The organism is Pseudarthrobacter sp. RHLT1-30-1, from assembly GCF_059383415.1.
Window position 1 is genome coordinate 1 of sequence record NZ_JBWZCG010000038.1, and the last position, 22,599, is coordinate 22,599.

Annotated in this window: 24 protein-coding genes and 1 tRNA gene; 7 read left to right on the forward strand and 18 right to left on the reverse strand. The window is 65.6% G+C overall.

The features are described 5' to 3' along the window. Positions 1–204: 204 nt before the first annotated feature. The 13 genes from AC50YM_RS18900 to AC50YM_RS18960 all read right to left on the reverse strand — a co-directional run bounded on the left by AC50YM_RS18900 (position 205) and on the right by AC50YM_RS18960 (position 13,037). Complete coding sequence (locus AC50YM_RS18900) at positions 205–408, reverse strand: hypothetical protein (RefSeq protein WP_494958480.1); 204 nt, start codon at positions 406–408, stop codon at positions 205–207. Next, positions 405–746: a hypothetical protein gene (locus tag AC50YM_RS18905; protein WP_494958481.1), complete on the reverse strand. Its 342-nt coding sequence runs from the start codon at positions 744–746 to the stop codon at positions 405–407. Before AC50YM_RS18905 ends, AC50YM_RS18900 begins: the two co-directional genes overlap by 4 nt. Beyond that, positions 743–2,590 (reverse strand): glycosyltransferase, encoded by a 1,848-nt coding sequence (locus tag AC50YM_RS18910; RefSeq protein WP_494958482.1) that lies wholly within the window; start codon positions 2,588–2,590, stop codon positions 743–745. The genes AC50YM_RS18905 and AC50YM_RS18910 overlap by 4 nt, the downstream gene beginning before the upstream one ends. Further along, on the reverse strand, positions 2,590–3,870 hold the full coding sequence (locus tag AC50YM_RS18915; protein ID WP_494958483.1) for a lipopolysaccharide biosynthesis protein: 1,281 nt from the start codon (positions 3,868–3,870) through the stop codon (positions 2,590–2,592). The genes AC50YM_RS18910 and AC50YM_RS18915 overlap by 1 nt, the downstream gene beginning before the upstream one ends. Further along, positions 3,860–4,708 (reverse strand): glycosyltransferase family 2 protein, encoded by an 849-nt coding sequence (locus tag AC50YM_RS18920; protein ID WP_494958484.1) that lies wholly within the window; start codon positions 4,706–4,708, stop codon positions 3,860–3,862. Before AC50YM_RS18920 ends, AC50YM_RS18915 begins: the two co-directional genes overlap by 11 nt. Then, positions 4,692–5,792: a hypothetical protein gene (locus tag AC50YM_RS18925; RefSeq protein ID WP_494958485.1), complete on the reverse strand. Its 1,101-nt coding sequence runs from the start codon at positions 5,790–5,792 to the stop codon at positions 4,692–4,694. The genes AC50YM_RS18920 and AC50YM_RS18925 overlap by 17 nt, the downstream gene beginning before the upstream one ends. 701 nt (positions 5,793–6,493) lie before the next feature. Beyond that, positions 6,494–7,546 carry a hypothetical protein gene (locus AC50YM_RS18930; RefSeq protein ID WP_494958486.1) on the reverse strand — a complete coding sequence of 351 codons (1,053 nt, stop codon included), beginning with the start codon at positions 7,544–7,546 and terminating at the stop codon, positions 6,494–6,496. Further along, complete coding sequence (locus AC50YM_RS18935; protein WP_494958480.1) at positions 7,543–7,746, reverse strand: hypothetical protein; 204 nt, start codon at positions 7,744–7,746, stop codon at positions 7,543–7,545. Before AC50YM_RS18935 ends, AC50YM_RS18930 begins: the two co-directional genes overlap by 4 nt. After that, positions 7,743–8,084 (reverse strand): hypothetical protein, encoded by a 342-nt coding sequence (locus tag AC50YM_RS18940; RefSeq protein ID WP_494958481.1) that lies wholly within the window; start codon positions 8,082–8,084, stop codon positions 7,743–7,745. Before AC50YM_RS18940 ends, AC50YM_RS18935 begins: the two co-directional genes overlap by 4 nt. Further along, positions 8,081–9,928: a glycosyltransferase gene (locus AC50YM_RS18945; protein WP_494958487.1), complete on the reverse strand. Its 1,848-nt coding sequence runs from the start codon at positions 9,926–9,928 to the stop codon at positions 8,081–8,083. The genes AC50YM_RS18940 and AC50YM_RS18945 overlap by 4 nt, the downstream gene beginning before the upstream one ends. Positions 9,929–9,960: 32 nt before the next feature. Then, on the reverse strand, positions 9,961–10,206 hold the full coding sequence (locus AC50YM_RS18950; RefSeq protein ID WP_494958488.1) for a hypothetical protein: 246 nt from the start codon (positions 10,204–10,206) through the stop codon (positions 9,961–9,963). 69 nt (positions 10,207–10,275) lie between these two features. Continuing rightward, positions 10,276–12,894, reverse strand: a complete 2,619-nt coding sequence (locus tag AC50YM_RS18955; RefSeq protein ID WP_494958489.1) for an Ig-like domain-containing protein — start codon at positions 12,892–12,894, stop codon at positions 10,276–10,278. Continuing rightward, positions 12,891–13,037: a hypothetical protein gene (locus tag AC50YM_RS18960; protein WP_494958490.1), complete on the reverse strand. Its 147-nt coding sequence runs from the start codon at positions 13,035–13,037 to the stop codon at positions 12,891–12,893. Before AC50YM_RS18960 ends, AC50YM_RS18955 begins: the two co-directional genes overlap by 4 nt. A gap of 350 nt (positions 13,038–13,387) precedes the next feature. Between AC50YM_RS18960 and AC50YM_RS18965 the strand changes: the two genes are divergently transcribed. Next, positions 13,388–13,534 (forward strand): hypothetical protein, encoded by a 147-nt coding sequence (locus AC50YM_RS18965; protein ID WP_494958491.1) that lies wholly within the window; start codon positions 13,388–13,390, stop codon positions 13,532–13,534. A gap of 982 nt (positions 13,535–14,516) precedes the next feature. Beyond that, a complete protein-coding gene (locus tag AC50YM_RS18970; RefSeq protein WP_494958492.1) occupies positions 14,517–14,936 on the forward strand; it encodes a hypothetical protein in 420 nt (139 codons plus the stop codon). A gap of 67 nt (positions 14,937–15,003) precedes the next feature. Here the strand turns inward: AC50YM_RS18970 and AC50YM_RS18975 are convergent, their stop codons facing one another. The 5 genes from AC50YM_RS18975 to AC50YM_RS18995 form a co-directional block, all read right to left on the reverse strand. Then, positions 15,004–15,420 (reverse strand): hypothetical protein, encoded by a 417-nt coding sequence (locus tag AC50YM_RS18975; RefSeq protein ID WP_494958493.1) that lies wholly within the window; start codon positions 15,418–15,420, stop codon positions 15,004–15,006. A gap of 130 nt (positions 15,421–15,550) precedes the next feature. Continuing rightward, on the reverse strand, positions 15,551–15,775 hold the full coding sequence (locus tag AC50YM_RS18980; protein ID WP_494958494.1) for a helix-turn-helix domain-containing protein: 225 nt from the start codon (positions 15,773–15,775) through the stop codon (positions 15,551–15,553). Further along, positions 15,775–16,413, reverse strand: a complete 639-nt coding sequence (locus tag AC50YM_RS18985; protein ID WP_494958495.1) for a hypothetical protein — start codon at positions 16,411–16,413, stop codon at positions 15,775–15,777. Before AC50YM_RS18985 ends, AC50YM_RS18980 begins: the two co-directional genes overlap by 1 nt. Before the next feature lie 183 nt (positions 16,414–16,596). Next, a complete protein-coding gene (locus AC50YM_RS18990; RefSeq protein ID WP_494958496.1) occupies positions 16,597–16,737 on the reverse strand; it encodes a hypothetical protein in 141 nt (46 codons plus the stop codon). 70 nt (positions 16,738–16,807) lie between these two features. Continuing rightward, positions 16,808–17,281 (reverse strand): MarR family winged helix-turn-helix transcriptional regulator, encoded by a 474-nt coding sequence (locus AC50YM_RS18995; protein ID WP_494958505.1) that lies wholly within the window; start codon positions 17,279–17,281, stop codon positions 16,808–16,810. Between the two features lie 106 nt (positions 17,282–17,387). Between AC50YM_RS18995 and bcp the strand changes: the two genes are divergently transcribed. The 5 genes from bcp to AC50YM_RS19020 all read left to right on the forward strand — a co-directional run bounded on the left by bcp (position 17,388) and on the right by AC50YM_RS19020 (position 22,581). Continuing rightward, on the forward strand, positions 17,388–17,861 hold the full coding sequence (gene bcp, locus AC50YM_RS19000; protein WP_494958497.1) for a thioredoxin-dependent thiol peroxidase: 474 nt from the start codon (positions 17,388–17,390) through the stop codon (positions 17,859–17,861). 146 nt (positions 17,862–18,007) lie between these two features. Further along, positions 18,008–18,089 (forward strand) — tRNA-Leu (locus AC50YM_RS19005). Between the two features lie 260 nt (positions 18,090–18,349). After that, positions 18,350–19,024, forward strand: a complete 675-nt coding sequence (locus AC50YM_RS19010; protein WP_494958498.1) for a fasciclin domain-containing protein — start codon at positions 18,350–18,352, stop codon at positions 19,022–19,024. 316 nt (positions 19,025–19,340) lie between these two features. Further along, the gene (locus tag AC50YM_RS19015; protein WP_494958506.1) at positions 19,341–20,999 is read left to right on the forward strand and encodes an ABC transporter substrate-binding protein; all 1,659 of its coding nucleotides are present in this window, start codon (positions 19,341–19,343) and stop codon (positions 20,997–20,999) included. A gap of 79 nt (positions 21,000–21,078) precedes the next feature. Then, positions 21,079–22,581 carry a malate:quinone oxidoreductase gene (locus AC50YM_RS19020; protein WP_494958499.1) on the forward strand — a complete coding sequence of 501 codons (1,503 nt, stop codon included), beginning with the start codon at positions 21,079–21,081 and terminating at the stop codon, positions 22,579–22,581. The last annotated feature ends 18 nt before the right edge of the window (positions 22,582–22,599 follow it).

The window sequence follows — 22,599 nt, forward strand, 5'->3', positions numbered from 1 at the left end:
CCAGGGCGCCTCTGTCCCCGTCACGCAACTCCAATGCCTTCGCCAGATAAACCATGAATCAAGTCTGACAAACAATCAGACCCAAAGGAATCAACGACACGCTACACTAGGCCATCAACGGCGTGGTCGAAGCAACCCGCCGGGGGTCCTCGTCCGATACGCCCAGGTGGAGGTCGCTGAGGAGCCACCACCGTGCCGTGGGGCTCATGCGAGCAGTCCCAGCACGCGTGGAAGGAAGAGAAGCAGGTACATCGTCCACATGACGGCGACGACGCTGCGGCCCATCGTTCGGCCGAGGAACTTCGGGCGTGTGGGCTGCCCGGTGTTTGGTCCGGCGCGTCGGACCTCGAGCGTGACGAGGGTGACGAGCAGTGCGGCAGTCGCGAGCAGTCCCGCCAGATCGATCATGATGCGGCCTCCTGCCGTGCGCGTGCCAGGCACGCGAGGATGGTGATGACGCCCATCGTGACGACGCATGCCTGCCACGACCACACTGTGAGGTAGAACATCGCCGTGGACACCACCGTGAGCGTGGCGAGGCCGAGCGCCAGGACGAGCATCGCGCCGATCGCAAGGTCGGTCACCTGCGTGAGCCGGGCCAGCGCCTGCCCCGGGAGCAGGACCAGAACGGCTATCGCGGCGACCGCCTGCAGCGGTGTCGGCAGCCCGATGAGCGTCACCAGCGACAGCACGAGGGCCGCGAGACCGAGCGCCACGGTGGGCCGGCTGACACCACCGCCGCTCATGGCGTCACCCGGTACACGCGTGCGTCCGCGTTGCTGAACGAGAGCTCCACGCCGCCCTGCGCGCTCAGCCACGCCTCCAGCTCGGCGACGCCGCTCGCGCTGCTGGCGCCCTGGACCACAAGACTGGCCTCCGACGAGCGCGTGAACAACACGACGGCACCGCCAGGGCTGTGCCGGGCGTAGTCGTAAACGAGTGGGCCGCACGCCGCCGTGGACATGTCAGTCCGGCACATGTCATCGATCGTCCGGGCCCGGTGTTCGAGGTAGGACTCGCTGCGCCACGGCGTCGGGTGCGCAGCCGAGATGATCGTCGAGCCCGGCGGCGCGAGACGATCCACGGCCGCGACGGCGGCGATCTCATCGTCGGTGAAGACGTCATACTGGACGTTACCGAACCGGCCCGTCACGGTCAGCACCGCCAGCAGGAAACAGCTCAGCGCCAGGGCCCCCGCGGCGCGGAAAGACAGGCGTGCACTGCCGTCCGCGGCGCCGACGGACGGGCGTACGCTGCCCCCCGCAGCGCGGAAAGACGGGCGTGTGCTGCCCCCGGCATCGGGGAGCAGGACCGAACACGCCAGCACCGCGACGAAAGGCAACGCGAACAGCGAGACACGGATCAGCATCTCCCCGCCGTACAACTGCGCGGGGAAGAGCAGCAGCGGGGTAGCGGCCAGAAGGACCACCCGGATGTCCAGACGTCCTCTGCGCCAGTCGCGCACCGCCCCCACCGCGGCAAGCGCCCACAGCACGAGAGTGAGAAGAATCCGGACCTGCACCACCAGCACATGCCCGGCGGACCCGCCCAGACGGTCGATGACGTTCGCCTCGGTCGCGGCCGTCAACCCCGCTTCCGCCAGGGGCGGGTTCCCGATAAGGTATGCACTCGCGGGGTAGGCCAGCCAGAGCGTCAACACCACCACAGTGATCAGCGGCAGCCGGCTGGGCCAGACACGTCCGCTCAGGGTCAGAGCGGTGATGGCGATAAGCACCATGAACGGCGTCAGCTGATGGCTCGCGCAAATGACCGCGACGAGCAACAAGGTCACCACCAGGGCACCCACCCGAAGCCCCGGCCGGGGCTCCGCAGGCGACCGCCCCCGCCACCACACCGCCAGGTCCGCGCGCCGGTAGCCGCCGATCCCGGGGGCCCGCGCCGCCAACGGGCCAACCAGCAAAGCAATCACCACGAGGTACAGGAAGAAACCAAAGGCCTGGGGAGACAAATAATCCTGGTCCTGCCAACTGCCGAGGCAGAAAACCCACAGCACCAGCCAGCGCCGTCGCGGATCACGCGTCAGATAACCCGTCAGCACACCCAGGGCAGAAAGCCACAGACCCACATTCACTACCGGCGCCCACAACGCAACAGCCACCGGATCCAGACCCGTCGCCCGGAGCACCGTCGCCAAAAGAGCGAAGAAACCCGGCCAGTTGAAATACGCGTCAGTGTCCGGGTCGATCCCCTGCCCGCCCGAAAGCGCATCAGCGATACCCAGATGACGGAACGCGACCTCACCCCGCGGTATATCCGTCACGAACGCCGCGGTCCCGAAAAGCACCAGCACCAGCACCACGACCAGCCACAACATCACCAGCCGACGCGCCGGACCCGCAGCATCCCCCCGCAACGCCACAACAAAAGCGACATTCAAAAGCAAAACCCCCACCCAAAACGGGAAAGGCAGCACAGCGACCAGCCCCAAATCGCTGTTCACCGGCACAGCCACCGTGGAAGCGGCCCCCACAGCAAGCGCCAACGACACAACACCCGCCACCACACACCACACCTCACGGGCCTTCCAACGCCCCACCGTGCGGCTCGGCGCATCAAGCGTGCTCGTCATCACGCCTCCCGCGTGACGCGCCGGAGGACGACGAGCAGCCGAAGGCCGATCGCCGCGGCCCCGGTGGAGAGCACCACCAGCCACGCAAGGGCCATCGCGGTGGCGCCCCTGTCGGCGGCCCACAACGCTGAGGCGCAGAGGGCGACTCCGAGCCCCAGTCCGACAATGATCGCCTCCGTGTAGCGGCCGCGGGCCCGGCATACGGCGTTGTAGGCCTGCAGCACCGCGTACGGCACCAGTCCGGCAGCCAACCACCGCAGAGCGCCGGCGGACGATTCGGCGTACCGCTCCCCCAGCAGACTGAGCAGCGGGTGAGCGAGGATGACGAGGACGGCGGCAGCCAGACCTCCTACGGCGAGCGACAACCGAAGACTCGACCAGGTGGTCGCCACCAGGCGGTCCGGGTCGCGGACCCCCTCGGAAAACTGGACGATGCCCATCAGCATCGGAGCGGAGTAGGCGGCCCAGGCCATCATCCATGCGGGATACCAGTAGGCAGCTGCCTCGGGCGCCACCATGTGCGCGAGCAGGAGCGGCAGCACCAGCCCGGGGGCGCGCTCGGTGAGGGTGAGCAGTTGGTACGGAAGGCCCAGCGCCAGCAGTGGGCGGCCGCGCGCCGAACGCAAGGACGGTCGCGGCCGGTAACCGACCAGTCTTCGCAGCTGGACCGCACCGACGACGCACGCCACGGTCGTCCCGAGGGTCCAACAGGCCATCAGCACGTCGGCGGAGACGCCGTGCGACAGCCATGCCACGAGCGCAACAGCCCCGAGTGAGACACCGCCGCCCAACATGTACCTCGAGGTCGCGCTGGCACCGCGTCCCAACGCCACGAGCGCCTGGTCCAGCACGATGACCAGCGTGCCGGTGATGGCAGCCACGAGGAAGGTGAGCCAGAAGAGAACCGATACCAAAGCCGTCTCCGGCATCACAGCCGACTGCAGCACAAGGTAGCCGAGGGCCAGCACCGTGCCGGCTACCCCCACGATGGCGAACGCCGCGTCCAGCACGCGCGCAGGCGGCTCCCCTCGCCCCACCGCCACGATCACGGCCGACCCGGTGCCCAGCACCGCGAGCTGCGTGCAGATCATCACCGCCGAGACCGCGGCCATAGTCAGCCCGACCTCACGGTCGGACGTCGCCCTTGCGGCCACGACCCAGAATGCGAAACCCGCGCCCGTCTGGGCGGCCTTGGCCACGACGAGGCCGAGCGAGCTGCGCAAGGCGGAATGCCGGACCGTCGGGGCGCCCCTGACGACGGTCCCCCGCTCAGCGCTCACTACGCAACCCCCGCGCCATGGCCGCGTAGTTGTACCAGCAGAAGGCGATGTAGTAGCGCAGCCAACGGGGCTGGCCCTCGACGAGGCTCAAGGCGCTGCCCCGGACTGCCGCTGCGGCGGGCAGCAGCGCCAACCTCGCACCGCGCCAGCCGTGCTTGCGGACCATCCGTCCCAGTCCCGTTCCGTCCATGAGGAACTGGTCGAGCGCGAAGTCGAAGTCGTCTGCGGCGAAACGATGTTCGACGAAGACCCGGCGTGACACCGCCGTTCGCAGCCCTGACTGCCGCATCCGCCAACGCAACTCGATGTCCTCCCCCGACTTGAACGAGTCATCGAAACCCACGCCCAGCATCAGGTCCCGGTCGACGATCGTCGCCACGAGTCCGAACCAGTTGCGGCTGCGGCCGGTGCGATGGTGATGTGCCAGCGCCTGCCCCCAGTAGCCCGGTCCAGCGACACTCTCCAAACCGGCCTGGAGGGCGTCGTAGCCGCCCTCCACCAACTCCGTCAGCAGGTCAGCGACCCCCGCGGGCCTGAACACGACGTCGGCGTCGACGAGCAGGACCCAACGGGTGTTGCTGCTCCGCACACCAAGCGTTCGAGCCCAGGGCAGGCCGCGGCCCTCGTCACTCAGGACCCGGGCACCGGCATCGAGGGCGAGGCCGACGGTGCGGTCCGTGGAGCATCCGTCTACTACGACGATCTCGGCGACACCGGACTGACGCAGGGCCTCCAGACAGCGCGGGAGCAGGTCCTCCGCGTTGCGGGCCGGAACGACCGCGGTGACTTCGGAAGGGCTGTGACCCACGGTGTCCACCCTCTCAGATCTGCTCGTCAAGGACCGACGGTAGCAGCTGCTCGAGGTACCGGACGATGTCGTCCGATGCCTCGTCCGCCGAATACGCGGAGGGCACCTGCAAGAGGTGGCAGGGACGTCCGTCGAGCGCCTTACTCAGCACGAGCCCCTTCGCCGCGAAGTGCTCGCGCCACGGGAGGACGGACGTGGCCGCCAAGCCTGTCACGACGCGCTGCGAGAAGCCCGCCATCTCGATGTGGAAGTTGCCGAGCATGCGGTCGACCATCCAATCGCTCGTCCGCTCGACGATCCGAGACCGGGCGCCCTCGTAGCGTTCGATGTAGATAGCGGCCGCGAGCGGGGCTGAGGTCGTCACTTCCCGCCCCGGGAACGCGGTCCCCGGATCGACCATGCGGTGCTCCGGCGACCATCGCCGGGAGAAGTCCGCGAGGCGCGGATAACGGATGACGTACGGGTGCACCACCGTGGTGAAACGGCCGACGCTGTCCGAGAGCTGTGAGGGGATCAGAGGCTTCCGGACACCTTCGAACAGGTGCGGGTAGATGGCCCGGTGGTGCGGCTTAATGAACATCGGCTTGGCGTAGCCGAGCATCGTGGCGTCCTCTGCGAGGAAGGCCCAGTCGTCACCCATGAACGACCACCCCTCGCGCCGCATCAGCTTGGCGGCAGTGCTCGTCTTACCGGTCCCTCCGGCTGCGGGAAGCGCGATCGCGTGACCCCGGTACGCCATCGTTGCCGCGTGGATCATGCCAGCTCCCCGACCCACCATGGCGGCATCGAGAACAGGGACCACGGAAGTCAACAGCTCGCCCGGCCCGTGAATGCGCCACTGCTCTGCATCCCTCACGACCTGGACGCGATCGGCTTGGAAACGCACACTGTTCTCCGTGTACGCAAGCTCGTGCTCGACCAGACCCGCATCAGGCATCGGCTCCAGCCGATCATCGACGACGATGTCGGCCGGCCGCTCGGTGTCGGTGGCGAAACACGCCAACATGCTCTGGAGCTGGGCCGCTGCCGGCGCCTGCCCGTCGACGCGAATCATGACGCGGCCGTGGATGTCGAAGTGCAGTGCTTTGGTCTTGGTCTTGGTCTTGGTCTGCATGGTCGTCCCCTGTCTGAGTGGTGTCGGTCGGATGGTGTCTCGGCCCCAGCAACTAGTCCACCCAATGCCCCCAAAGGGATTCGAAACCCCCGGCCGAGTGACTCTGCCCGTAATTGACCGTATGGTAGACCGGCCTGGTAAACACCAGTAGTGAGTACTCCTTTTTACGTCGCGTCCTACGGTTTTACAACGCATCCTACGTAGGAAATTTCGTGCTCCCGCCAGAGCCAGGGGTGTGAATGCACCGGGTCGTTCCGGTGACCAGCTCGTGTGCCTTCGTGGACAAGCACCGCGATGAAGACGTGCTCGTGCCGATCTGCAAGGCACGGCAGATCGGCACGAGCGGATCAGGGCGATAGGGGCGTGTTCGAGGCCAGCCTCGATTGGTCATCCACAGCGCGGTGCAGGTAGGCGTGGCCGGTCCCGGCCCGGCGGTTCTATCTGCCTGTCCCAGGGAGCGGTGTCCGTCGCCTTCTGCGATGCGTCCTAGTTCTTAGCGTCGTGGACTGATTTGCGGACGGGTATCCCGGTGCCCTGATCAACAGTCCAGCGGCGGCGCGGCGAAATGCCGGCTCGCACGGGCTGCCCGGGCGCCAGGTGCCGGCGCACGTGGGATTGCCGGTGTGACCGGCGCCCCGCCGCCCCATTCCTTGCAAGCGCGCGTGCAGCCTGCCCGGGCGGTGCGCTGACACCGGTACGGCTCAGCCACCGTCCGGACGCCAGTACCGCAGCCCGCCGCTGGTGGTGCCGTCGCGGGCGACGTCGACCATGGCGTATGGGAAAGCCCGACGGTCCGACTGGTCAGGTCCGCGACCGCGGACGTCCGAACACCACGTGCCGGTGTTGACGTACCGGGTGGGGCTCGCCTCGAGCACCGACTCGAGGGCCCGGTGGGTGTGGCCTGAGACGTACCAGGCCACCCCGGAACCGTGCGCTTCGAGGATACGTGCCAATCGGCCGGCTGCGGCAGGAGCCTCCTCGCCGGCGACCCTGCGCCCAGCGGCCCCGAGCACCATGCGAGTCGCGGCGACCGGGAGCGCAGACACCGTCCGGAACCGGGACAGCCGCGCCAGGTCCCGAACGGCCACCCCGTCCAGCGCGAGCCGCCGTGACTCGGTCTGCAACAGCTCGTCGTATGCCGGCTCCCGGACGCGGCGTTCCGCCCGCTCCGACGCCAGGCAGGCCCGGGCAACGGCCCCGGCACGGCTCAGGCGCGACCTCGACGGATGGGCGTTCCAGGCAGCGAGCGGTGGTAGCTCCAGCTCATCGGTCCCACTGACCGCCGTGCGGAGCACCTCAGGCAGCCGGTGCAGCGCGTGGTGCTGGTGCCCGTGCTCGGCCACCAGCACGTGAGGCACGTGCAGTAACCACGGGTGCACGCGGACCCGCGTGGGCTCGGCGGGTGACAGCAACGCCGACAAGCGGGCGGCAACCGAGGGCCGGGCCAGCTCCACATCGTGGTTGCCGCACACGAAGTGCAGCTGCACGCCGCGCGCCGCACACTCCTTCAGCGCCCGGAACGTGTCGACGTGGCGGGCGAGGATGGACTCAAGCCGGGCCAGGCTCTCGTCCTCGGCGAACCCGACCAGCTCGAACGTGTCACCGACGAAGGCGACGTGCTGCTGCGGACCGGAGGCTGCGAGCACCTCGCGGCGCAGGAACTCGGGCAGCTTGTTGCCGGGGCGCCGGGGGTCCTCGTCCGATACGCCCAGGTGGAGGTCGCTGAGGAGCCACCACCGTGCCGTGGGGCTCATGCGAGCAGTCCCAGCACGCGTGGAAGGAAGAGAAGCAGGTACATCGTCCACATGACGGCGACGACGCTGCGGCCCATCGTTCGGCCGAGGAACTTCGGGCGTGTGGGCTGCCCGGTGTTTGGTCCGGCGCGTCGGACCTCGAGCGTGACGAGGGTGACGAGCAGTGCGGCAGTCGCGAGCAGTCCCGCCAGATCGATCATGATGCGGCCTCCTGCCGTGCGCGTGCCAGGCACGCGAGGATGGTGATGACGCCCATCGTGACGACGCATGCCTGCCACGACCACACTGTGAGGTAGAACATCGCCGTGGACACCACCGTGAGCGTGGCGAGGCCGAGCGCCAGGACGAGCATCGCGCCGATCGCAAGGTCGGTCACCTGCGTGAGCCGGGCCAGCGCCTGCCCCGGGAGCAGGACCAGAACGGCTATCGCGGCGACCGCCTGCAGCGGTGTCGGCAGCCCGATGAGCGTCACCAGCGACAGCACGAGGGCCGCGAGACCGAGCGCCACGGTGGGCCGGCTGACACCACCGCCGCTCATGGCGTCACCCGGTACACGCGTGCGTCCGCGTTGCTGAACGAGAGCTCCACGCCGCCCTGCGCGCTCAGCCACGCCTCCAGCTCGGCGACGCCGCTCGCGCTGCTGGCGCCCTGGACCACAAGACTGGCCTCCGACGAGCGCGTGAACAACACGACGGCACCGCCAGGGCTGTGCCGGGCGTAGTCGTAAACGAGTGGGCCGCACGCCGCCGTGGACATGTCAGTCCGGCACATGTCATCGATCGTCCGGGCCCGGTGTTCGAGGTAGGACTCGCTGCGCCACGGCGTCGGGTGCGCAGCCGAGATGATCGTCGAGCCCGGCGGCGCGAGACGATCCACGGCCGCGACGGCGGCGATCTCATCGTCGGTGAAGACGTCATACTGGACGTTACCGAACCGGCCCGTCACGGTCAGCACCGCCAGCAGGAAACAGCTCAGCGCCAGGGCCCCCGCGGCGCGGAAAGACAGGCGTGCACTGCCGTCCGCGGCGCCGACGGACGGGCGTACGCTGCCCCCCGCAGCGCGGAAAGACGGGCGTGTGCTGCCCCCGGCATCGGGGAGCAGGACCGAACACGCCAGCACCGCGACGAAAGGCAACGCGAACAGCGAGACACGGATCAGCATCTCCCCGCCGTACAACTGCGCGGGGAAGAGCAGCAGCGGGGTAGCGGCCAGAAGGACCACCCGGATGTCCAGACGTCCTCTGCGCCAGTCGCGCACCGCCCCCACCGCGGCAAGCGCCCACAGCACGAGAGTGAGAAGAATCCGGACCTGCACCACCAGCACATGCCCGGCGGACCCGCCCAGACGGTCGATGACGTTCGCCTCGGTCGCGGCCGTCAACCCCGCTTCCGCCAGGGGCGGGTTCCCGATAAGGTATGCACTCGCGGGGTAGGCCAGCCAGAGCGTCAACACCACCACAGTGATCAGCGGCAGCCGGCTGGGCCAGACACGTCCGCTCAGGGTCAGAGCGGTGATGGCGATAAGCACCATGAACGGCGTCAGCTGATGGCTCGCGCAAATGACCGCGACGAGCAACAAGGTCACCACCAGGGCACCCACCCGAAGCCCCGGCCGGGGCTCCGCAGGCGACCGCCCCCGCCACCACACCGCCAGGTCCGCGCGCCGGTAGCCGCCGATCCCGGGGGCCCGCGCCGCCAACGGGCCAACCAGCAAAGCAATCACCACGAGGTACAGGAAGAAACCAAAGGCCTGGGGAGACAAATAATCCTGGTCCTGCCAACTGCCGAGGCAGAAAACCCACAGCACCAGCCAGCGCCGTCGCGGATCACGCGTCAGATAACCCGTCAGCACACCCAGGGCAGAAAGCCACAGACCCACATTCACTACCGGCGCCCACAACGCAACAGCCACCGGATCCAGACCCGTCGCCCGGAGCACCGTCGCCAAAAGAGCGAAGAAACCCGGCCAGTTGAAATACGCGTCAGTGTCCGGGTCGATCCCCTGCCCGCCCGAAAGCGCATCAGCGATACCCAGATGACGGAACGCGACCTCACCCCGCGGTATATCCGTCACGAACGCCGCGGTCCCGAAAAGCACCAGCACCAGCACCACGACCAGCCACAACATCACCAGCCGACGCGCCGGACCCGCAGCATCCCCCCGCAACGCCACAACAAAAGCGACATTCAAAAGCAAAACCCCCACCCAAAACGGGAAAGGCAGCACAGCGACCAGCCCCAAATCGCTGTTCACCGGCACAGCCACCGTGGAAGCGGCCCCCACAGCAAGCGCCAACGACACAAAACCCGCCACCACACACCACACCTCACGGGCCTTCCAACGCCCCACCGTGCGGCTCGGCGCATCAAGCGTGCTCGTCATCACGCCTCCCGCGTGACGCGCCGGAGAACGACTCATCGCGCGCCCCGCATGACGCGCACGCTGTTCGCCGTGCACGCTAGCCCGTGCTCAACCAGACCCACGTCCGGCATCGGCTCCAGCCCGCCATCGACGACGACGATGTCGGCCGGCCGCTCGTTGGCGGTGGCGAAACACGCCCACATGCCCTGGAGCTGGGCCGCTGCCGGCGCCTCCGCGTCAACGCGAATCCTGACGCGGCTGTGGATGTCGAAGTGCAGGGCCTTGGTGTTGGTCTGCATGGTCGTCCCCTGTCTGGGTAGTGTCGGTCGGATGGTGTGGACGGTGTCGGCCGTGTCGATACCGTCCGTCTAGTTCCTCAGCGTGAGCACCAGCTTGGGCGCGAGCGTGCTGCCGGCCTCCTTGGAGTTGAGGTCCACACCATCGCTGCTGCTGGAGTCCATACCAAGCGAGAGCTGTTGGCCGAGCTCACCCGTCAGGCCGCTGACAGTCAGCGGAATGTTGTAGGTGGTGTTGGTCGTCGTCGGGCCGAGCGTGCCGATGCTGGTGCCAAGCGCCGTCGGACGGTTGAGGTACGTGATCCCGGTCTCGGTCCAGCTGTCAATGGCGACCACCTTGACGTTCTGCGTACCCGTCGATCCACTCCCGGCGCTACGCAACTGCAGCGTCGCACTCTCCAGCGTCCTACCGGCATACGCCGACAGGTCGAACTTCAGGTAGGTGACCTCCACCGGGCTGTTGTCCACACCCAACATGACACTCGTGCCAAAGTTGGTCCCCGTCGCTGCGCTCGTCACGTAGCTGTCAGCGGTGGCCGTCAGTGTGACGGTCTCCGATGTGCCGCCGCCCGCGGAAGCCGTGGTGAAGGTCCACGTCCTGGTCGAGGCCAACGCGTTACCGGCAACATCCGTCACCCCTGCGGAGCCACCCGTGATCGTCGCGGTGTACGTTGTATTGGCAGCCAGATCCGCAGACGGGTTTAGCGTCGCAACGTTGTTTGTGCTGTTGTATGACACAGCCGCTGGCACCGTCGTCGTCCCGGCCGTCAATTTGAACGTGGTCGACGTGATCGTCGAGGAATTCATCGCCTCCGAGAACGTCCCCGTCACATTTGCCGAAACCGCAACACCGGTGGCATTAGCCGGCGGAGACGTATCCGTCACGGTCGGGGCTGTCGTATCCCCACCCCCCGCGGAAGCTGTGGTGAAGGTCCACGTCCTGGTCGACGCCAACGCGTTACCGGCAACGTCCTTCACCCCTGCGGAGCCACCCGTGATCGTCGCGGTGTACGTTGTACTGGCCGCCAGATCCGCAGACGGGTTCAACGTCGCAACGTTGTTTGTGCTGTTGTATGACACAGCCGCTGGCACCGTCGTCGTCCCCGCCGTCAATTTGAACGTGGTCGACGTGATCGTCGAGGAATTCATCGCCTCCGAGAACGTCCCCGTCACATTCGCCGAAACCGCAACACCGGTGGCATTAGCCGGCGGAGACGTATCCGTCACGGTCGGGGCTGTCGTATCCCCACCGCCACCACCACCGGTGCCCGGCTCGTAAAAGCTCCAGTACCGGCTTGTGGCGTTCACATCGGCGAGCACCAGCAGGCCGCTGTTGGCCGTGCCCCGCGTACTGTTGAGGTTTTGCTTCGTCGACGTCACGTTGTGGACATACTGGTCGGCGTCCACGATACGAGCCGTCTTCGTGGTGGTGAAGCTGATGGTGTCCAGCGGCGAGGACTTCTCGTAGATCGCACCCCCGGAGCTGGTGCAGGCACCGGCATTCGTCGTGCCGCTCGGCTTCGGATAGGTGGCGAAGGTACGCAGCCTTTGCGTACCCTCATCAATCAGGACGAGCACCCGGTTCGGGCACTCCGCCACAGTCGCGATCGTGTGCGCCGTCCACGTCGTACCACTCAAAGCCAAGAGCTGGATCAGCGGCTGGGACGCCGACGTGAACGACGTCTTAACAGCGGCGAAAACCCGGCCGCCCGAGGAGTCCAGCCACTTCAAGTTCATGTGGTCATCACCGCTGCGCTGCCCCTTCACCGCCGCCACCGGAGTGCTCCAGGCGGTGTTGGACGCTCCATCTACGTGGTAGCTCCAGTACATGCCGTCGGTGGCGTCACCGACCTGCCGGCTCCACATCACACCCATCTTCCCGTCGAACGCAATCACGGCCGAGATGTCGTCCACAGATACGTTGCTCAACGACGCAGGATGCTGGAAGGGCGTCCCCCACTTCACGCCGGCCGTGTCAGTGACGTTCAGATAGATCCGGTTCCCCTGCTGCCACGTGGCCCACAGCCGACCAGTCGAGTCCTTGTCGATGGTCAGGGTCTCAACGCGCTGGTTGTTGATCTGTTCAGAACCTAGCAGCGTGTACGTCTTATTACTCGGGTTATAGCTGTAGCGCCGCATCGTCGTGGGGAAGTTCGGCTCAGCCGGCAGACCGTCGTTGACGAACCGGTAGCTCGCCACGTACAGCGTCGTCCCGTCCCACAACACGTCATGATGCGTGTTCGCCCGCGTCTCCGTCGCCACACCCGTATTGACCCACGAACTCGTCCCGGCATTGAATCGGAAGATATGAAAATCCGAGCTGGCAGTGTCCCACAAGTTCCCCCACCAGCTGCCGTCGTTGAACCACAACGCACTCGTTGCCCGCTTCGTACCTGTCGGCGTGCCCGTCCCCGAATGCGACAGGCCCTCAATCCCAACATCACCCGTAGCAGCCGACGCCGCAACCGGCACCACCACAACACCCACTGCGAGCAGCAGCGCTGAGGTCAGCGCTGCCAGCAGCGCACGGAGCCGCAGATTCCGCCACCCGCGAAGACGGAGACCAGCCGAGCTACCGCCTCCCCGCCATACGCCAAGCCAGGAAGTCCTGCGCACCTTCCTGTCTCGGGCTACGACGAAAAGGGATGCCGCCGTAAACCGTCCCTCCGCATACGCATCATGGTTGCTCATGTTTTCATCCTTCCGACATTCAACCTGTGAAATTTTTGACGGTGCCGATCCACCGTGCCCCCCGGCCAGTCCGGCAAGCGATGGCTTTCCATGGCCGGGAACAGCTCAAGGGCCGCGCCGCCGGCGGCCGCGAGCAACTTCATGAAATTTCCGGACGTCGATGGCCTGGCCATCTGCGAATGAGAACCTAGCGGACGAATTCAAAGACATCCGTCGAATTGATAGCAATCCCGAACCCCAGCTGCCACTTACGGTGGCCTTGCCTAGAGCCTAAAGTTCACCCAAAGTTGTGTCACGAGTGGCAAATACCTAGTTGTTTGTTCCACTCGGAGCGAGGTGCCCATACCTCTACTTGGGTCTTCGGGGCGGCCTACTCGGGAACTACGAGTCATTAGCTATCGCGACATCCATGCGTTCCCAGTCCAAGTTCCCAGTCCAGTTCCCGGTCTGCTCTTCAACCAGCTCCAGACGGCGTCCCCCGAACCCGCGGTCCTTGCTGATCCAACTGGTGCCCTGGCTTTTGGTCCACTTCGAGGAAGGCGTCGGCGTACGGCCAAACGAAATGTTGGTTATTCGCTGCGAGGACCCCTGGCTGGATGCCGACATTCCGTTCATCCGGGTGACCGACACCAGCCAGTGACTTGGAAGGGCGCTGGCATCGTCAGGACTGGACTCAGCGTGACAGGTATCAGGTGGCCAATTCAGCCCGTCGCCCTGCCTGCGGACGTGGCGAGGGTTTTCGAGGAAAGCAAAGCTGGGATGGATGGCCCTGCTCGGGCCTGGTATTTACGGGTCGTAAAGGAGAACTCGGCTGGATGACGTTAAAGCCCGGGAGGACCCCCGCGACCCTGATCAAAAAATGAGAAGGGTTGGAAGCCGCTGCCGAAAAGTTCCGCCATTCATCCAGCGCTATGACGCCCGAGTTTCCCATCCAGGAAGAACTTCAGATGGTGGATTACCGGGCTGTTGTCGACGACGTGCTACCTTCCTGCGCGCCGGGCAGTAAATCCCCGCTTCAGCTCGAACGGGATATTTACGGGCTATCTATTCTGTGCCTCACTGCCACCTACTGTCCCTCGAGGCCTATGGATCAGCCGTGGAACAGCACATTTTCGACGGAATGTAGCGCATATCCGCCCGATCGGACCGTGAGGATACGAATCGATCTCGTAACAATGGGGCTCCGGGTTCGAGTCCCGGGGGTGCACCAGGGAATAGCCCGTCTTTACTGGCCATAAGCCTTGAAACCGGGGTTTCGCTTTGCCCTGATTGGACCCGAGGGGATGTCTACTTCCCAACGGATGCTCAGTGCACCGCATGCCGTGCGGGTAGCCGCCATCAACTTTCATCAGGGTGACGATGCAGGGACAGGGCTCGGCGGCAGCGAAAACGAAGTTGCCGCTGATGATTTCATGTGGCCCTTATGTCTGGGGCGGTGCTGCTCGGAAGTTCGGAAGGAATGGCGGAGGTGCGCTTACCCGGCCCGACAAGGTCCAGGACCGGGTGTCTCCCAACCACCTGATCAGGGTGTGGCAGGAGCTATCAAACGCGATGCACCACGTTCCGGCCCTGCTCGAAGGAACTGACCGCGCATTGTCGGCCTTCGGAGTTAGGCTCGCATCATGAAGCGCCGGGGGTTACTGCTAACGCTGCTGGGCGCGGTCGCCGTTGTGCTGGCCCTGGTGATGTTCAGCCGCGGACCGGGCAACACCATCTGCCCGGCGATCGGTTACGCGTACGTGGGTGATGTGGAGCTGGTCTTCCCGCAGGAGCCGGCGTCGGTCACGGCCTGCTTCGGGGAGGGCTGCACTCCCGCCGCCGTGACCAGGAGCCCGGACGGCAAGTGGCAGGTGCCGCAGTCACAGCCCTACCTGGTTCCGCCTGTCAGCGTCACGTCTGTTTATGTTGAAGCGGTGGACTCTTCAGGTGCTCGCGTCGCCCGCGCGCTGCCCATCGTGACCCAGCCGACCGGTGAGTATCCCTTCGGGCGCGAATGCGGAGGACCCGTCAAATTCAATCCGGTTCAGGTGCCGCTGGGCTGAACTCGGCCATCCTTCACGGCCACTCTCCGATTGCTCCTGAATCCCGGTCCGGGCCTGGAGAGGCCTGTCAGGCGAATGCTTCCTGTGCGTGGGCGCGGATGGCTCCGATTACCGGAGCCGATCCCTGCGTGCGGTAAACATCGATCGGACGGGCACCCAGGTGAACGTTGGGGCTGCACATCCACATCATGGCCTGCGCCGGGGTGAAAGCACTGTGCAGATGGCACACGAGGGCATCCAGATCCGCCAACTGGAGTCGGCCGTTCGGGTCCGGTGCGTCCTGCCCCGCTGCCCAGCGATCCAGAAGTTCCATACTGACCCCGAGCAGGGGTGCGGCGGCATCGGTGCCCATGGAGTTTATAAGCCGGCCGGCGATTGCCTTTGGGCCGTAGCCGGGGGCGTCCCGGAGCTCCGCCAGACTGGCGAAAACCGTGGTGGCAGAAATCGCCGGTTCTTCGGCGTTCGTGTCCTGTAGCTGTTCCATGACGCCATGCTAGGTATTTGCGTCCGCGGGAAGTAGGGCCGGATGGACCACCCTGGGGGCGGGTACGCACCTGACCGGTTGCTCCTCTGCACAACTGGCCAACTGCTGTGGATTTCGGGCTCCGGCGCGGTCAGCGCCGCACGTTCACCAGCAGCTCGCCCACCTGACAGTCCAGCGCTTCGCAGATCGCCGTCAGCGTGGAGAATCGGATCGCCTTCGCCCGGTCGTTCTTGAGCACTGACAGGTTTACCAGACTCACGCCGACCCGTTTACTGAGCTCCGTCAGGGTTATGCCCCTTGCCGCCAGGAGTTCATCGAGGCGGCAGTGAATATCAGATGCGTCATCTGCCGGCATCAGACCAGACCCTCCGTGTCCTTCTGCAGACGGCGGCCGTACTGGAAGACACCGGCGACCAGCATCAGGACCATGCCCAGCACCAGCGGGGCGATGTTGAAATCGGCCGTGAAGCTGTGGGACTCCCCTGTGGGGCGAGCGTTGGCTCCGATCACTTCTGCCAGATTACTGCGCGCGATGGCGTCAAGGGTCTGCCCTACTGTCCCGGCCAAGGCGAGGACGGCGCCGCAGGAAGCGACGATCTGCGCCGATCCGGGAGTGAACAGAATCTCGCTCCGGAGCCTGTGGGCGAGCAGGAAAACCAGGGCAAGAACGGCCAGGATGCCGATCTGGTTCAAGGATCCCGCCCAGGCCAAAAGCGCTGCGGGGCCGGAGGGGAGTGCCGGCAGGGTGGCCTCAACAGCCGTGAAGTGTCCGGTCACCCCCGGTATCAGACCCGTGGCGCTGTGATGTGCCGTGGCCACCGGAAGCACCAGCGTCACAGGCCCGCTTGAGTACCCGAAGAGGCCGGAGACAGTCATTAGGGTCGTGAGGAGGGCAGCGGCCGACGATATGATCATGAGCAGGACAGCGTCCGCCCTGGAAACGACTTTCTTCCCGCCGTCCCGCCGCCGCGCTGCAGCATTCGTCAGTTTCATCGTTCCCCCAGGTTTATCGACATTCGTTAATAACGACAGTCGATAAGTTACCCGGCTCTCCGCCGGTGGTCAAGGGGCCCATTGGGGCTGTTGCGGTTACCGGTTCAGGACTCGCAGGATCAGATCCCCAGCGACACCGGCGCTCCGGGTGCGGACCGGGCGGGCCCGCTGCCGCCGGTCATTTCAGGAGCCCCGCTGGGCTGCAACGGCCAGCTGGAAGTGGATGGGCAGCGCCAGCTGGACCGGGGACGCGCCAACGGGCTCGTCGAGCAGTTCGTTGATCGAGGTCTGCCCGTCCAGCTCCACAATCGGCTTCGCGTCCATTCCACGAGCCTATGTGCGGTGCACGCCAGTGCCGGTGAATGACACGGGGCCCGTGAAAGCTTAAGGAGGCCTAGTTGGCTTCGACTGGAAAGCCGGGTTCCGCAGGGCTGACGATTGCTTTCGCGGCCGGGACCGAAATCCGGGTCGCCAGTTCGCGGACGACTGCTTGAAGCTCTTGCCTGAGCACATCCGGGTCGATGGAGGCGGCGGCGAGCACTGAGCGTTCCATGTCCGCTGCCTCCGCCACGGCCTCGCGGCCGCGGTCCGTCAACGACACAACGTGGCTGCGCCGATCAGAGGCGCTGCGCTGCCGGGAGATGTGGTCGTGTGCTTCCAGCCGGCTAAGGGTCTTTCCCATGGTTTGCGCCTGGACACGCACGAGTTGGGCCAACTGGGCCTGTGTCATCGGTCCGTTGACGGCCAGCACTTCCATGGCGATGACCCCGGCATGGGTTAGGCCAATGGCCCCCAGCTTCTCGTTCCAGGAGTGTTCAACAAGGCGTGCTGCCGTGGACAATAGGCGCCCAGTGGGCCAGCGATCCATATCAGGCATACCAACGAGTATAGCGAGCGTAGGATTCGGCGCCCGCATCGACGCTCAGTAGGCTTGGGATATCGACATCCGAGACCGCCCCGAGAAGGAGCACAACGTGCCTCAACGACTCATCCCCGGTGACCCAGCCCCGGCTTTCACTCTGAAGGATTCCGACGGGATGGAGGTTTCCCTCGAGGACTTCCACGGCCGGAACACGGTCGTTTACTTCTACCCGGCGGCGTCCACCCCCGGCTGCACAAAGCAGGCCTGCGATTTCCGGGATTCCCTGGCATCCCTGCACCAGGGCGGCTACGACGTGGTCGGCATCTCCCCCGACCCGGTAGAAAAGCTCGCAAAATTCGCGGCCGCCGAGGGCCTGACCTTTCCCCTGCTCTCCGACCCGGACCATACCGTTGCCGGGGCATACGGCGCATGGGGAGAGAAGAAGAACTATGGCAAGACGTACGAGGGACTCATCCGTTCCACCATCGTCGTGGGCTCCGACGGGAAGGTCTTAATCGCTCAATACAACGTCCGGGCCACCGGGCATGTCGCCAAGCTCCGCCGGGACCTCAAGGTCGACGCCTAGGCACGTTACCGGTGGCTGGTGCCCGCGGTCGAGAAGCTGCCCGGGGGTGCGCCATGAAGCCGTCGCCGTACCGCGGGCTGCGAAATGTACAATGGAGCCTGGCATCCGCCCTCAACGGTCCCACGACCTTTGAGCAACGACGCCGCGCGCGAGTGGTGAAATTGGCAGACACGCAGGATTTAGGTTCCTGTGCCTTCGGGCGTGGGGGTTCAAATCCCCCCTTGCGCACTAAGAAAGAGCCCCGGTCTTCGGACCGGGGCTCTTCTCGTTTACCGTGGCGGCGGTCGCATGCGACCGCCCCAAACACCGGAAACCCGGCCGAATCGGAGCGAACGAAAAGAATTTCCATCCCTTACCCATCCGTCTCCCCGGACCTCCCGAATACCCATTGAGACACCAACCAAGGGTCGGTGCCCGACAAGTCAGAAAAGGGCCGGTGCGGCACTAGCGCCGCCGGCCACAATCGGCACAACAAGGGAGAAACCGAAATGCAGAACATCAAGCGCACGACACTTTCCGTTGCAGGTATCGCTGCTGCAGCCATGCTCAGCCTCACTGCCTGCGGCGGTTCCACCACCACGGCACCGGCTTCCTCGGCCCCGGCGTCGACGCCGATGGAAACGAGCATGGCTCCGTCGCCATCAACCAGCTCGGCAGCTGCCATGGATCCGGCGGCCAACCTCGTCGGTTCCGGTTGTGCCGCCTACGCAGCCCAGGTCCCCAGCGGCGCAGGCTCCGTCTCCGGAATGGCACTCGACCCGGTAGCGGTCGCGGCGTCCAACAACCCGATCCTCACCACCCTGACCGCCGCTGTCTCGGGCAAGCTCAACCCGAAGGTCGATCTGGTGGACACCCTGAACGGCAGCGAATTCACCGTCTTCGCACCGACGGATGATGCCTTCAAGAAGATCGACGCCGCCACGATCGAAACGCTGAAGACGGACGATGCCCTGCTCAGCAAGATCCTGACCTACCACGTAGTCCCCGGCAAAATCAGCCCGGACCAGATCGTCGGCACCCACAAGACGGTCCAGGGTGGCTCCGTGACGGTCACCGGCACCAAGGACGCGCTCAAGGCTGACGAGGCCAACGTCGTCTGCGGCGGCGTCATGACCGCCAACGCCACCGTCTACATGATCGACTCCGTCCTGATGCCCAAGTAGGCAGCACCGAACACTCCTGCTCGGGTTCCAGCCTGACTCACTGGACCATTCGGGAGAGACGAAGGCCCGCACCGTTGGTGCGGGCCTTCGTCTGTGCGCGTGGCTGGCCACCGCCTCGGGATCAGCGCGTTGGCCCACCGGCCCGAAATCGGCCCGGATCCCTGCGGGCTGGCTCACAGCGATCGTCCGGACAGGTCAACTAGAATAGGCCTGTTCCGCAGCCGGCGGTCAATCCAGTCCCCGAGGTGATTCCCGAGTGCCCAGAAGTACAGTGACCAGCCGTACCGTGCGCCCAGGCACGGTCCGAACCCGTGCAGTGCGCCGCATTGCCGCCGGTATCGGTGCCGTGCTCCTGGTGCTTCCGCTCGCCGCCTGCACCGGCACCCCCGGGCCGGGACCCGGCTCCGCGACAGCGTCGACCAGCCCCACCGACGCCGTGCCCGGCGCCGTCTTCACCTTCGGCACAGCGTCGCAGCCCCTCGGGTTGGATCCGGCCGTCGTCTCCGACATCGAGTCATACCGGATTACCCGCCAGGTGCTGGAAGGACTCGTCGGCGTGGACCAGACCACCGGGGAACCCACGCCGCTGCTGGCGACCGAATGGAACACGAGCGATGAAGGCCGCGCCTACACCTTCAAACTCCGCGACAAGGTGACCTTCCAGGACGGAACGGCCTTCGATGCCGCCGCCGTCTGCAGCAACTTCGACCGCTGGTTCAACTTCCCCGACACGCTGCGGAAGCAGGCCCCCGGGACCACGTTCAAGGGCGTGTTCAAGGCACACGCCGACCAGGCGTCCCTCTCCATCTACAAGGACTGCACCGCGCTGGCGCCGGACAACGTCCGGATCGCACTGACCCAGCCCTTCACGGGGTTCCTGCAGGCCCTCACCCTGCCTGCCTTCGCCATCTCCTCACCCCAGGCCCTCGCGTCTCAAAACGCCAACGATCTGAACCAGACCCGCGACGGCCAGCCCGTCTCGTCCTACGGGCTCCACCCGGTGGGAACCGGGCCGTACACCTTGAGTTCCTGGGACCCGGGTACCATCACACTCTCCAGCAACAAGGACTACTGGGGGGACAAGGGCCAGATCGGCACGATCAACTTCGTCGCCTACGATCATGCCCAGACCCGGATGCAGGCCCTGTTCGACGGCAAGATCGACGCCTACGACGCCGTGACCGCCGGTAACTTCGACCAGCTGGTGAAGCGCGGCAAGCAGATCATCCAGCGGGATCCGTTCTCCGTCATGTACGTGGGCATGAACCAGGAGGTGCCGATCCTGCAGAACCTCAAGGTCCGCCAGGCCATCGAAATGGCGCTCGACAAGGACACCCTGATCCGCAGCTTCTTCATTGACAACACCGCCCAGGCGACCCAGTTCGTCCCGCCCAAGCTCAGCGGCTTCAACAACAACGCGCCGTCCCTGGGCCACAATCCGGCCAAGGCCAAGGAACTGCTCGCCGAGGCCGGCTACCAGGGCGAGGAACTGAAGTTCTACTATCCGCTGAACGTCACCCGGCCGTACCTGCCGACGCCGGAAAAGGTCTACGCGGAGATCAGCAAGCAGCTGACCGCCGTCGGGCTAAACATCAAACCGGTGCCGGTCGAATGGTCCGAGGGCTACCTTCAGCAGGTCACCTCCCCGGGCGACCATGCACTGCATTTGCTGGGCTGGAACGGCTCCTACTCCGACCCGGACAACTTCGTTGGTCCGCTTTTCGGCGAGAACACCGGCGAGTTCGGCTATCAGGACCCGCAGGTCTTTTCCAAAATCGCCCGGGCACGGGGCCTGCCCGAGGGCAAGGAACGGACCGAGCAGTACCAGACCATCAACGCGCAGATCGCCGCCACGGTCCCGGCTGTGCCGATTGCGTTCCCGATCTCGGCGCTGGCGTTGTCGGACCGGGTGCTGAAGTATCCGGCGTCGCCGGTCCTCAATGAAGTTTTCACAAAGATCGAGCTGAAGCCTTGACGGGGGGAGCCAATTTCAGTATGCGGCGGGTGCGGGGATATTCTGTGACAGCCAGACCCGCTGCTATCGGAGACTGATTGTGACTTTCATTTCCAAGACCCAACATGCCGACGTCGTCCTGATTGGCGGCGGCATCATGAGCGCCACGCTCGGTGCTTTCCTGAAGCAGCTCGAGCCGAACTGGACGATCTCCCTGTTCGAGAAGCTGGATGAGCCGGGCCTGGAAAGCTCCGGCCCCTGGAACAACGCCGGCACCGGCCACGCCGCGCTGTGTGAGCTCAATTACTCCCCCGCCGCCAAAGACGGCTCGGTGGACCCCGCCAAGGCAATCCTGATCAACGAGCAGTTCCAGCTGTCCCGTCAATTCTGGTCCCACCTCGTCACGAACGGCATGATCGGCTCCCCGAAGGGCTTCATCAACACCGTTCCGCACATGAGCTTCGTGATCGGTGAGGACAACGCCAGGTTCCTGCGCACCCGCTACGAGGCACTCAAGCCCAACCCGCTGTTCCGCTCGATGGAGCACTCCGAGGACCACGCCCAGATCGCCAAGTGGGCACCGCTGATCGTCAAGGGCCGCGACCCGAAGCAGCGGATTGCCGCCACCCGTGCCGCGGAAGGCACCGACGTCGACTTCGGTGCGCTGACCCGGGAACTGACCACCTACCTTGGAAACAATGGCGTCGAGGTCAACTACGGCCACGACGTCTCCGGCATCAAACGCGCGTCCGACGGCGGCTGGGACCTGGCGCTCAAGCACCCACAGTCCGGCGAGCACGGATCTATCCATTCGAAGTTCGTCTTCGTGGGCGCCGGCGGCGGAGCCCTGCACCTGCTGCAGGCCTCCGGCATTCCGGAAAGCAAGGGCTACGGCGGTTTCCCGGTCTCCGGCCAGTTCTTCCGCTGCACCGACCAGACACTGGCGTCCCAGCACAGCGCCAAGGTCTACGGCCAGGCCTCCGTCGGCGCCCCGCCCATGTCCGTCCCGCACCTGGACACCCGCTACGTCAACGGAAAGCGTTCGCTGCTTTTCGGCCCGTACGCCGGTTTCTCCACGAACTTCCTGAAAAACGGCTCCTACCTGGACCTGCCGCTGTCCATCCGGCCGTCCAACATCATCCCGATGCTGGCCGTGGCCAAGGACAACATGGACCTCACCGCCTACCTGGTCAAGGAAGTCGCCAAGCGGCACGGCGCCAAGGTCGAGGCCCTGCGGGAGTACTACCCGGCCGCGCAGGACGGCGACTGGGAACTCATTACTGCCGGCCAGCGAGTACAGATCATCAAGAAGGATCCGAAGAAGGGCGGCGTGCTGCAGTTCGGCACCGAAGTCATCGCCGGCCGCGACGGATCCATCGGAGCCCTGCTCGGCGCCTCCCCGGGCGCGTCCACGGCGGTGCCGATCATGATCGAACTCCTCCAGAAGTCCTTCCCGAAGCAGTTCAAGGGCTGGCAGTCCCGGTTCAAGGAAATGATGCCCGGCTACGGCATCAAGCTCAACGAGAACCCGGACCTTGCCGCGCAGCTCGAGGCCGACACGGCCAAGGCACTGCAGCTGGAACCGGTCGCCGCGCGCAACTAGGGCCCGCTCCGGGTTGCG

Bases quoted from the DNA above. Each gene is read 5' to 3' on its own strand.
- AC50YM_RS18950 (WP_494958488.1), bottom strand. From the start codon at position 10,206: ATGCAGACCAACACCAAGGCCCTGCACTTCGACATCCACAGCCGCGTC.
- AC50YM_RS18925 (WP_494958485.1), bottom strand. From the start codon at position 5,792: ATGCAGACCAAGACCAAGACCAAGACCAAAGCACTGCACTTCGACATC.
- AC50YM_RS18975 (WP_494958493.1), bottom strand. From the start codon at position 15,420: ATGGAACAGCTACAGGACACGAACGCCGAAGAACCGGCGATTTCTGCC.
- AC50YM_RS19010 (WP_494958498.1), top strand. From the start codon at position 18,350: ATGCAGAACATCAAGCGCACGACACTTTCCGTTGCAGGTATCGCTGCT.
- AC50YM_RS18985 (WP_494958495.1), bottom strand. From the start codon at position 16,413: ATGAAACTGACGAATGCTGCAGCGCGGCGGCGGGACGGCGGGAAGAAA.
- AC50YM_RS18980 (WP_494958494.1), bottom strand. From the start codon at position 15,775: ATGCCGGCAGATGACGCATCTGATATTCACTGCCGCCTCGATGAACTC.
- AC50YM_RS18955 (WP_494958489.1), bottom strand. From the start codon at position 12,894: ATGAGCAACCATGATGCGTATGCGGAGGGACGGTTTACGGCGGCATCC.
- AC50YM_RS18910 (WP_494958482.1), bottom strand. From the start codon at position 2,590: ATGACGAGCACGCTTGATGCGCCGAGCCGCACGGTGGGGCGTTGGAAG.
- AC50YM_RS18970 (WP_494958492.1), top strand. From the start codon at position 14,517: ATGAAGCGCCGGGGGTTACTGCTAACGCTGCTGGGCGCGGTCGCCGTT.
- AC50YM_RS18940 (WP_494958481.1), bottom strand. From the start codon at position 8,084: ATGAGCGGCGGTGGTGTCAGCCGGCCCACCGTGGCGCTCGGTCTCGCG.
- AC50YM_RS18900 (WP_494958480.1), bottom strand. From the start codon at position 408: ATGATCGATCTGGCGGGACTGCTCGCGACTGCCGCACTGCTCGTCACC.
- AC50YM_RS18960 (WP_494958490.1), bottom strand. From the start codon at position 13,037: ATGAAGTTGCTCGCGGCCGCCGGCGGCGCGGCCCTTGAGCTGTTCCCG.
- AC50YM_RS18995 (WP_494958505.1), bottom strand. From the start codon at position 17,281: ATGGATCGCTGGCCCACTGGGCGCCTATTGTCCACGGCAGCACGCCTT.
- AC50YM_RS18930 (WP_494958486.1), bottom strand. From the start codon at position 7,546: ATGAGCCCCACGGCACGGTGGTGGCTCCTCAGCGACCTCCACCTGGGC.
- AC50YM_RS18990 (WP_494958496.1), bottom strand. From the start codon at position 16,737: ATGGACGCGAAGCCGATTGTGGAGCTGGACGGGCAGACCTCGATCAAC.
- AC50YM_RS18935 (WP_494958480.1), bottom strand. From the start codon at position 7,746: ATGATCGATCTGGCGGGACTGCTCGCGACTGCCGCACTGCTCGTCACC.
- AC50YM_RS18905 (WP_494958481.1), bottom strand. From the start codon at position 746: ATGAGCGGCGGTGGTGTCAGCCGGCCCACCGTGGCGCTCGGTCTCGCG.
- AC50YM_RS18945 (WP_494958487.1), bottom strand. From the start codon at position 9,928: ATGACGAGCACGCTTGATGCGCCGAGCCGCACGGTGGGGCGTTGGAAG.